9 protein-coding genes are annotated in these 9,564 nt (G+C 76.1%); 5 read left to right on the top strand and 4 right to left on the bottom strand.

The genetic code is table 11. The features are described from left to right. Nucleotides 1-279: 279 nt before the first annotated feature. Nucleotides 280-549, top strand: a complete 270-nt coding sequence (locus tag ACZ6S5_RS01350; protein ID WP_088969138.1) for a DUF6458 family protein — start codon at nucleotides 280-282, stop codon at nucleotides 547-549. Nucleotides 550-564: 15 nt separating this feature from the next. Here the strand turns inward: ACZ6S5_RS01350 and ACZ6S5_RS01345 are convergent, their stop codons facing one another. Continuing rightward, complete coding sequence (locus tag ACZ6S5_RS01345; RefSeq protein ID WP_465996507.1) at nucleotides 565-1,104, bottom strand: SixA phosphatase family protein; 540 nt, start codon at nucleotides 1,102-1,104, stop codon at nucleotides 565-567. Between the two features lie 115 nt (nucleotides 1,105-1,219). On the opposite strand from ACZ6S5_RS01345, the gene ACZ6S5_RS01340 reads away from it, so the two are divergent. Then, the gene (locus ACZ6S5_RS01340; RefSeq protein WP_465996505.1) at nucleotides 1,220-1,507 is read left to right on the top strand and encodes a DUF6458 family protein; all 288 of its coding nucleotides are present in this window, start codon (nucleotides 1,220-1,222) and stop codon (nucleotides 1,505-1,507) included. A 70-nt stretch (nucleotides 1,508-1,577) separates the two neighbouring features. On the opposite strand, the gene trhA is transcribed toward ACZ6S5_RS01340, so the two are convergent. Next, the gene (gene trhA, locus ACZ6S5_RS01335) at nucleotides 1,578-2,255 is read right to left on the bottom strand and encodes a PAQR family membrane homeostasis protein TrhA (RefSeq protein WP_465996503.1); all 678 of its coding nucleotides are present in this window, start codon (nucleotides 2,253-2,255) and stop codon (nucleotides 1,578-1,580) included. A gap of 73 nt (nucleotides 2,256-2,328) precedes the next feature. Between trhA and ACZ6S5_RS01330 the strand changes: the two genes are divergently transcribed. The 3 genes from ACZ6S5_RS01330 to ACZ6S5_RS01320 are packed head-to-tail and all read left to right on the top strand — an operon-like array spanning nucleotide 2,329 to nucleotide 4,578. Next, nucleotides 2,329-2,940: a 5-oxoprolinase subunit B family protein gene (locus ACZ6S5_RS01330; protein WP_465996501.1), complete on the top strand. Its 612-nt coding sequence runs from the start codon at nucleotides 2,329-2,331 to the stop codon at nucleotides 2,938-2,940. Next, nucleotides 2,937-3,845, top strand: coding sequence for a 5-oxoprolinase subunit C family protein (locus ACZ6S5_RS01325; RefSeq protein ID WP_465996500.1), 909 nt, complete (start codon nucleotides 2,937-2,939; stop codon nucleotides 3,843-3,845). Before ACZ6S5_RS01330 ends, ACZ6S5_RS01325 begins: the two co-directional genes overlap by 4 nt. Then, on the top strand, nucleotides 3,829-4,578 hold the full coding sequence (locus tag ACZ6S5_RS01320; RefSeq protein ID WP_465996498.1) for a LamB/YcsF family protein: 750 nt from the start codon (nucleotides 3,829-3,831) through the stop codon (nucleotides 4,576-4,578). Before ACZ6S5_RS01325 ends, ACZ6S5_RS01320 begins: the two co-directional genes overlap by 17 nt. Nucleotides 4,579-4,594: 16 nt before the next feature. Here the strand turns inward: ACZ6S5_RS01320 and ACZ6S5_RS01315 are convergent, their stop codons facing one another. Continuing rightward, nucleotides 4,595-6,427: an NHL domain-containing thioredoxin family protein gene (locus tag ACZ6S5_RS01315; protein ID WP_465996496.1), complete on the bottom strand. Its 1,833-nt coding sequence runs from the start codon at nucleotides 6,425-6,427 to the stop codon at nucleotides 4,595-4,597. A gap of 126 nt (nucleotides 6,428-6,553) precedes the next feature. Then, on the bottom strand, nucleotides 6,554-9,352 hold the full coding sequence (locus tag ACZ6S5_RS01310) for an LppU/SCO3897 family protein (protein ID WP_465996494.1): 2,799 nt from the start codon (nucleotides 9,350-9,352) through the stop codon (nucleotides 6,554-6,556). Nucleotides 9,353-9,564: the final 212 nt, after the last annotated feature.

The raw sequence follows: 9,564 nt of genomic DNA, 5'->3' as shown, positions 1-9,564 counted from the left end.
CCCCCCCCCCCCCCCCCCCTCCCCCCCCCCCCCCCCCCCCCCCCCCCCCCCCCCCCCCCCCCCCCCCCCCCCCCCCCCCCCCCCCCCCCCCCCCCGCCGTCGTGCGCGGGTCGCCGCATGTCGCGGTGTCCGGCGCGTCCGATACGGCGACCTGCCGCAAGCTGGGCCGGACAGGCGAATTGGCGGGGGTGGCCGGGTAGGCCCGCCGCCGGGCGGGTAACCGTTGCGGACCACGACCGAGCACGCCCAAGGGCCACCGCACGGGGGAGTGCAGCGCACATGGGCATTGGCAGCGCCATCTTTCTCATCGCGCTCGGCGCGATCATGACCTTCGCCATCCGGGCCAACGTCTGGTGGATCGACCTGCGCGCGGTCGGCTGGGTGTTCATCCTGGCCGGGCTGGCCGTTTTGCTCACCACGCTCTGGTTCTGGCAGGACCGCCGCAAGCGGGCACGCACGCTGATCGTGGAGGAGAACCGGCTCTCCCACCCGACCGCGATGATGCCCCCGCCGCCCGACCCGCCGCCGCCCACCGCCCCGCCGTCCTGAGGCCGGCCCGGGGACTCAGCCTCGGGCGGTGTGCCGGGCGGTGATCGGGGCGCCGCCGGCGGCGAGCGCCGCCCACCGGGTGGTCGGGCGGTGCACCACCAGGTCGGTGGTCCGCAGCCCGTCCGGATCCGCCCGCTGCGGGTCCAGCAGCGCCGAGAGCAGCGAGATGCCCGGATTGTGGGCCACCAGCAGCACCGTGCCCGCGTCCGGCACGACCGCTCGGACCAGCTCCAGCAGCTCCTCCGGCCCCGCCTCGTACGCGGTCGGCTCGTAGCGCACCACCGGTGACGACCCCGCCGGTCCCCCCTCCGGCGGGGATCCCGTCATGCCCATCGCCAGCTCGTGCCAGGTCTGCCGGGTGCGCAGCGCGGTGGAGCAGAGCACCACGTCGGGGAGGAGGGCGTGCCGAGCCAGCCACGCCCCGCCCGCGGCGGCGTCGGCGTGCCCCCGTGCGGAGAGCGGGCGCTCCGCGTCCGGGCCGTCCTCCCGGAGCTGTTCGGCCTTGGCGTGCCGGACCAGCACGAGCGTCCGCTCCTGGTTCCTGCCGTCGGTCATGCCGACAGCTTGCCTGATTGGCGATCTGAGCGCCTGGGTAAGTCGATGGATGCCGCTACCTCATCCATGGCTGCGGCGGGTAGAAACGCCAGCAGAATGCCAAGGAGGCGACGTCATGGGCATCGGTGCCAGCATCTTCCTCATCGCGCTGGGCGCGATCTTCGCGTTCGCCATCGACGCCAACCTGGGATGGCTCGACCTGAACGTCGTGGGCTGGGTGCTCATGCTCGTCGGCGTCGTCGGCCTGCTCCTCACCATGTACTTCTGGAGCAGCCGTCGCCGTACGGTCGTCGCGACCCCGGTGCGCGAGCGGGTCGTCGCCCAGCCGACCGTGCCGGTTCAGGACGACCGCGTCGTGCGCGAGGAGTACCGCGAGGTGCGCCGCCCGGGTTACCCGGCCTGATCCGTCCCCCGCAGACGTCGAGGGCCCCGCAACGGCGCGGGGCCCTCGAACTCGTTCCGGGCCGGGCCGGTCAGGAGAAGAGCGCGAAGTAGATCGCGATGTGGTGACAGATCGCGGCGACCAGGGTGCAGGCGTGGAAGAACTCGTGGTGGCCGAAGACGGAGGGCCACGGGTTCGGCTTGCGCAGCGCGTAGAAGACGGCGCCGACGCTGTAGATGGCGCCGCCGACGATCAGCAGCACCAGGGCGGTGACGCCGCCGGCGTGCAGGATCTGCGGCAGCATCGCCACCGCGACCCAGCCGAGCGCGAGGTAGAGCGGCGCGGAGAGCCAGCGGGGCGCGTGCGGCCAGATCAGCTTCAGCGCCACCCCGGCCAGCGCGCCGCCCCAGACCAGACCGAGCATCAGCTCGGCCGGCCGCGGCTTGAGCAGCAGCGCGCAGAACGGTGTGTACGTGCCGGCGATGAACACGAAGATCATCGAATGGTCCATCCGGCGCATGATCTGGTAGCCCCGTTGCGACCAGACGCGACGGTGGTAGAGGGCGCTGGTGCCGAAGAGGCCGCACACGGTCAGGCTGTAGATCAGGCAGCTGACCAGGGGTGCCCAGCCGGGGCGGGCAGCCGCGATCGAGCAGAGCACGATGCCGCAGACGAGCGCGACGAAGAACGCGTAGGCGTGCAGCCAGCCGCGCATCCGGGGTTTACCGATGTCGACCGGCTTCAGCCGAAGCGGAGCGGAGGTGGTCACGCCAATAGGCTACGGCACCGTAGGTTACTTGCAAGTAGTGTGCACCGTCACGCGAATCCGCCAGGATGACGGGATGCGGATCCGACCCGTCGGCGCGCACGCCCTGCTGCTCGACTGCGACGACCCCGACCAGGTCCAGGCCTGGCGGGCCGAACTCTGGCGCCGCCGGCAGGCCGGCGAGCTGGACGCCGTCGAGATCGTCCCGGCCGCGGCCACGGTGCTGCTCGACGGCGTACCGGACCCGGACGCGACCGCCGCCCGGATCGCCGGCTGGACCCCGCGGGGCGACGCCGACCCGGCCGCCACCGCCGAGGTCCAGGTGCCCACCGTGTACGACGGGGAGGACCTGCCCGTCGTCGCCGGGCACTGGGGCGTCGACGTGCCGGCGGTGGTCGACCGGCTGCGGCGTACCCAGTTCCGGGTGGCGTTCTGCGGATTCGCGCCCGGCTTCGCCTACCTGACCGGGCTGCCGGCCGAGCTGGCCGTGCCCCGGCTCGCCACCCCGCGTACCCGGGTGCCGGCCGGATCGGTCGCGCTGGCCGGCCCGTACGCCGGGATCTACCCGACCGCCTCGCCCGGCGGCTGGCTGCTGGTCGGGCGGACCGACCTGGTCCTCTTCGACGTGCACGCCGACCCGCCGGCCCGGCTCACCCCCGGCACCCGCGTCCGGCTGGTGACTCCATGATCGAGGTGCTTCGCGCCGGTGCCCTCACCACGGTCCAGGACCAGGGCCGGCCCGGGTACGCCCACCTCGGCGTGCCCCGCTCCGGGGCGCTCGACCCGGCCGCGTTGCGCCTGGCCAACCGGCTCGTCGGCAATCCGGCCACCGCCGCCGGCCTGGAAATCACCCTGACCGGCTGCGACCTGCGCTTCACCCACGCCGTCACCGTGGCGCTCACCGGGGCGGAGGTCGACGTCCTGGTCGAGCGCCGACCGGTCGAGGTCGGGCCCGCCGCGCGGGCGTCCGTCGGGGACGGGCCGGTCGAGCGCCGGTTCGGCGACGCCGGACGGCCGCTCTCCCTGCCGGCCGGGGTGGTGCTGCGGATCGGCCCGGCCCGCGCCGGGCTGCGTACCTGGCTGGCCGTCTCCGGCGGGATCGCGGTCGAGCCGGTGCTCGGCAGCCGCGCCACGGACACCCTCTCCGGCCTCGGGCCGCCCCCGCTCCGCGACGGTGACCGGCTGCCGCTCGGCCCGTCCGACGGCCGGCCCGCCCCGGTGGATCTCACCGTCACCCCGCCCGTCCCCGCCGAACTGCGGCTGGCCCTCCGGCTCGGACCCCGGCACGACTGGTTCGGCGACACCGCGCTCGACCCGCTGCTCCGCACCGCGTACGCGATCAGCCCGCTGAGCAACCGGGTCGGCGCGCGACTGGTCGGTGCGGCCCTCCCCCGCGCGGTGGCCGGCGAGCTGCCCAGCGAGGGCCTCGTCCTCGGCGCGGTGCAGGTGCCACCGGACGGCCAACCGCTGATCTTCCTCGCCGACCACCCCACCACCGGCGGATACCCGGTCGTCGGGGTGGTGGACGACGTGACCCCGCTCGCACAGGCCCGGCCAGGGACTACGGTGAGGTTCCATGGACCTCAACGCTGACCTCGGGGAGGGATTCGGCATCTGGCGGCTCGGTGACGACGAGGCGCTGCTGGACCTGATCACCTCCGCCAACGTCGCCTGCGGTTTCCACGGCGGCGACCCGTCCACCATGCACCGGGTCTGCGCCGCGGCCGCCGCCCGGGGCGTCGCCGTGGGCGCCCAGGTCGGCTACCGGGACCTCGCCGGCTTCGGTCGCCGGCACATCGCGTACGACTTCGCCGAGCTGCGGGACGAGACGATCTACCAGATCGGCGCGCTCGACGCGTTCTGCCGGCTGTTCCGCACCCGGGTCCGCTACGTCAAGCCGCACGGCGCGCTCTACCACGCGGCGGCCTGTGACGAGGCCCAGGCCGCCGCGCTGGTCGCCGCCGTCAGCAGCTACGACCACGAGCTGCCGCTGCTCTGCCCGCCCGGCTCGGTGCTGGCCCAGCTCGCCGTCGGCGCCGGACTGCGGGTGGTCGCCGAGGGCTTCGCCGACCGGAACTACCTGCCCAACGGCAAGCTGGTGCCGCGTACCGCCGCGAACGCGCTGGTCACCGACCCGGACGAGGTGGCCACCCGGGCCGTCCGGATGGCCACCGAGCGGACCGTCGTCGCGGTCGACGGCAGCGCCATCCCCGTCCAGGTCGAGTCGATCTGCCTGCACGGGGACAGCCCCGGCGCGGTCCGCTCCGCCGAGATGGTCCGCGCCGCCCTCATCGACGCCGGCGTCAGCCTCACTCCGTTCGGCTGAACGGAAGGGCCCCTTCTCAACCGTCCATGCCGCGGAGGATCAGCGGGAGACGACGGGCACCGTCCTCGACCACGCGGACCGGGACACCCCAGTCCTGGCGGGTCAGGTGGCAGGCGGCGTGCTCGACGTCGGCGTCGCAGGTGGCCGCCTGGGCGGTCACCTGGAGCACGCCCTGCGCCACCGCGCCGTCGATCACCAGGCGGCGCGACAGGTCGGTGGTCGTCCCCGCCCCCTCGACCAGCAGCTCCGGCGGGGACGCCGAGACCACCAGCCGGGTCGACGGCCCGTACGTCTCGTCCAGCTTCTGCCCCGGCGCCGGGGTGAAGATCACATCCAGGGTCAGCTCGCCGGCCGCCACGTCGGTCGGCTTCCGCTCCAGCTTGTGTCGGGGGCCGTCCACGGTGCTCGCCCCGGCCGCGGTCAACGCACCCGGGGCCAGCCGGGTCAGCCGGTGCGCGGCCGACTCGACCACCAGCACGTCGCCCTCGGCGGTGAGCACCACGTCGCTCGGCTCGGCCAGCCCGTCCGCCACCGTGCCGACCTGACCGGCCTCCGGGTCGAACCGGCGCACCGCCCCGTTGTACGTGTCGGCGATCAGCACCGAACCGTCGGGCAGCGCGCACACCCCCAGCGGGTGCTGCAGGAGCGCCCGCTCGGCCGGCCCGTCCACGTGGCCGAAGTCGAAGAGGCCCTGGCCCACCGCCGTGTGCATCACCCCGTTCTCGACGTACCGGACGGCGCTGGTCTCGCTGTCGGCGATCCAGAGCCGGCTGCCGTCGGCCGAGGCGGAGAGGCCGGAGGGCTGGGCCATCCAGACGTCCGGCAGTGGCCCGTCGCGCAGCGCCTCGACCGTGGTCCCGGCGTACACGCCCGCGGTCCGCTTGATCGGGTCGAACCACCAGAGCTGGTGGATGCCCGCCATGGCGATCACCACCCGGTCGTCGTACCAGGCGACGTCCCAGGGGGAGGAGAGGTCGACGGAGGTCGCGTCGTGCGCGTGGTCGTCGACCGTCGACCGCCACTGCCGGCCGGTGCCGGCGGCCGTGACCACCTCGCCGGTGTCGAGCCGCACGCCGCGCAGCAGGTGGTTGACCGTGTCCGCGACCACCACGTCGTACCCGGCCACCTCGGCGACGTGCGCGGGGAGCAGGCAGAGCCCCTGCGGCTCGGAGAACGCGGCGCCGTCGCCGGCGCCGTCGGCGTGGCCGCGGGCGCCGGACCCGATCCGCCGGAGCACATGCTCGCCGTCGGGGGCCAGCTCGACCAGGGAGTGCCGGGCCGAGTCGGAGACCAGCAGGTTGCCGCCGTCGAGCACCACGGCCTTGCCAGGGAAGCGCAGCGTGGTCTCCGGTTCGGCGGGCGGGATGTACGGTCCCTCGCCCCGGTGCAGGGTGCCCTTCGCCTCGTGGGTGGCGATCAGCTCGTCGATGAGCTTCGCTAGCCCTTCGGCGTGCCCCTCGCCGGCCATGTTGGCGACCACGTAGCCCTCGGGGTCGACCACCGCCAGGGTCGGCCAGGCCTTCGCCGCGTACTGCTGCCACATGTCCAGCTCGGGGTCGTCGAGCACCGGGTGGTGCACGCCGTACCGCTCGACGGCCGCCGCCAGGGCGTCCGCGTCCTTCTCGTGCTCGAACTTGGGCGAGTGCACGCCGATCACGACCAGCACGTCGCCGTAGCGCTCCTCCAAGGGACGCAGCTCGTCGAGCACGTGCAGGCAGTTGATACAGCAGAAGGTCCAAAAATCGAGCAGGACGATCTTGCCGCGCAGGTCGGCGAGGGTGACGTCCTTCCCGCCGGTGTTCAGCCAGGCTCGACCCCGCAGTTCGGGGGCGCGTACGCGTGCGCTCATGACCCCATCGTGCCGTACCGCCGGCGGCCGGCGGCCCGGACGGGGTGGTGAAGAGGTGTACGCGACAACCCCGGCACGCGCGACGGCGGGGCCACGCAACACCGTGACCCCGCCGTCGGGGGCGTGCTAACTGCCGGCCGGCTTGAGGCAGAGCACCGGGTTCGCCTCGTTCTTCAGCGTCACGGTGGGCTGCGCCGGGTCCGGGCACTTGTCCTTGCTGTCCACCCTCGAGACGACCGTGAACGCACCCGGCTCGCCACAGCCGGCCGCTGCCGCGGTCGTGCCGGACTGCTTGATGCAGGAGCCCACGGCCGGGTTGAACGGCTGCGGCGTGTTGTTGTCGTCGCCGCCGAGCTTGCCGAGCAGGGCGAGCGCGCCGAGCGGCACGGCGAGGATCAGCACCGCCGCGATCAGGACGAGGGCCAGCACCTTGCCGTTGCGGACCTTGGGCGCGGGCGCCTCGGTCTTCGGCTCCGCATCCGGCTTGAACGCGTCGAAGCGGCCCTGGTCCGGGTCGCCGGCCGGGCCCTGCTGCCAGGCCGGCGGCCCCTGCTGGGGCGGCGGCGGGAACGCGGGCGGGAAGCCACCCGGCCCCGGCTCGCCCAGCCCCTGGCCTGGCATGGCGACCGCGGCCCGGCCGCCCGCCGGCCCGCCGAACGGGTCGTGCTGGCCGCCCGGCCCGCCGAACTGGTCCGGGTGCCCGCCGGGTCCACCGAACTGGTTCTGGTGGCCGCCTGGGGCACCGAACTGGTCCTGGTGGCCGCCCGGAGGGCCGAACGCGGCCGCCCCGCCGAACGGGTCGTGCTGCCCGCCGGGACCGCCGAAGGGATCACCAGGGGCGCCGAACGGGTCGCCGGGGTGCTCGCCGCTCTGCGGGTGCACGCCGTTGACCGGACGATTGTTGCCGGCCTGATCCACGAAGGACGGGATGCCGGGCGGGAAGGGCGGCGGACCGGCCGGCGACGACGGCACCGGCGGGGCCTCGGCGAAGGCCTGGGGCCGCTCCGGCTCGTCCATCCGGGACTGCGGCCCGTGCTCGTCGAAGCGCGGCCCCTGCTCCGGGAAGCCGTTCGGGGCGTCCTGCCCCGGCCCCTCCTCGGCCTCGGGCCGGGCGGGCCGGCCGTACACCCGGGGCTGCGGGGCCGGTACGCCGGCCGTATGCAGCGGCTGGTCGGTCGGGGGCGTCACCCGGCTGGCCATCGGCACGGACGCGCTGGCCGAGACCGCCCCGGACTCCGGGGAGACGCGCGGCGCGGGCACCACCGGCCCGGCCGGGGACTGCGGCTCCTCGTAGGCCGGCTCGGGCGTGCCCCAGGCGACCCGCTCCGGCTCGTACGCCTGCGGGTCGCGCTCGGTCGACTCGGCGGCCGGGCCGAACTGGTTCGAGGGCACGTAGTCGGTCGGCGGCGAGGCGGCCAGGGCGGCCCCCGGCACGCGCTGTTCCTGCGGTGGCAGCGGTACGGCGTTCGCCGCGGAGATGCCGGGGCCCGGTGCCGGCTGGTAGACCGGCACGTCCTCGGCGCCCCGGTCGTCCGAAGCCGGCTCGGCCTCCGCGGCCCGGCCCCACGCCTCGCCGGGCGACCACGGCTCGGCCTCGGGAATGGCCGGGCGCTGGGGCGTCCACTGGCCCGGGTCCTGATTACCGGCCCAGGCGGGCGGCGAATCCGGGGACGGCACGGCGGCGCTGGCCCGGGCGGGTGCCTCGGCCGACGGCCAGGCGCCGGCCTCCGGCCGGTCGCCGGCGGTCGGGGCGGCGGCCGCCCAGCCGGACTGCGCCGGCTCGTCCTGCGGCGCGGGTGCGGCGTCGCCCCACGCGGGGCGCTGCTCGTCCGAGGCCCCCCAGGCGGGCTGCGGCGCGGCCTCGGCGGCCCGGCCGGCGGCCCAGCCGCCGGAGCGGTCCGGGTCCTCGTCGCGCGGTCCGGCCGGGTCGACCTGCCAGCCGCCGGAGCGCGCGGGGTCGTCCTGCGGTGCGCCGGCCGCCCAGCCGCCGGAGCGGGCGGGGTCTTCCGGCTGGCCGGCGGTCTGCCAGCCGCCGGAGCGGGCGGGGTCGTCCGGCGTGGCCCACGGGTTGTCACCCTGGCCGGGCACCGGGACCTTGGCGGCGGCGCGGGCGGTCGGCTCGGCCGGCGCGGACCAGGCCTGCGCCGACTGGTCGTCCTGCTGGCCCCAGGCCGGCTGCTCGTCCTGAGCCGGGGCACCCCAGCCGCCGGAACGGTTCGGGTCGTCCTGCTGCGCGGCGGCCCCCACGGCCCAGCCGCCGGAGCGGTCCACCGGCGTCCCGGCGGCCGACCACTCCCCGGCACGGCCGTGGTCGTCGTCCTGCTGCGGGTGGGGGGCGGGCCAGCTGCCGGAGCGGTTCGGGTCGTCCTGGGGCTGCCCGGCGGGGGTGGCCCAGGCCTCGTGCGGCGGGGTGGCGGGGGCGGGCACCTGCGCGGCGCCACGGGCGGACGGCTCGCCGGGCTGGGCCCAGGCGGGCTGCTCGCCGTGCGAAGCGGGGCCGTTGGCCCAGGCGGGCGCGTCCGGCTGGGCCGGGGCGCCCCAGGCCGGGGGCGCCGGCTCGCCGGCCGGGGCCGACGGGGTGGCCCAGGCCGGGGGGTTCTGCTCGGGCGCGGCCCAGGCGGGCTGCGGGGCACCGCCCCACGCGCCCGGCTCGGCGGGCGCCGGCACCTGGGCGGAGCCCCGGTTGGCGGCGGGCTGGCCGCTCGGCGGCGTCCAGGCGGGCACCTGGTCGTCCGGTGCGGCCCAGGCGGGGGCCGGCTGGGTGGGCCGACCGGCCGGCGGGGGTGGGGCCCAGCCGAGGTCCGGAGCGCCGGAGTACCCGTTGTCCTGCGGGGCCTGGCGGTCGCCGTACGGCGCCGGTCCGCCGGCGCCCGGCGACACCTCGCCCGGCTCCTGGCCAGGGCGGTGCGGGGCCTCGGACGTCATGGGTGCGCCTCCTCCATCACATGTCGGCCACCGATGCCGATCGGGACCGTCGGCATGGTCGCCGGCGTTGCCGGCGGGTACCGGCCGTGCGGGCTCCCCGCACCGTATCCGGTGGCCGCCCGGAGGCGTCCGGGGGAGCACCGGCCGTCACTCACCGTTGCCGGACGCTGGCGATCGGTCTCGCTGGTCGTGATCGGTCCGGGGCGGGGCGG

The sequence above is a fragment of the Micromonospora sp. NPDC051924 genome (genome assembly GCF_055586005.1).
Note: the sequence above shows the minus strand (reverse complement) of the source record. Positions and strands in the feature narration are given on the sequence as shown.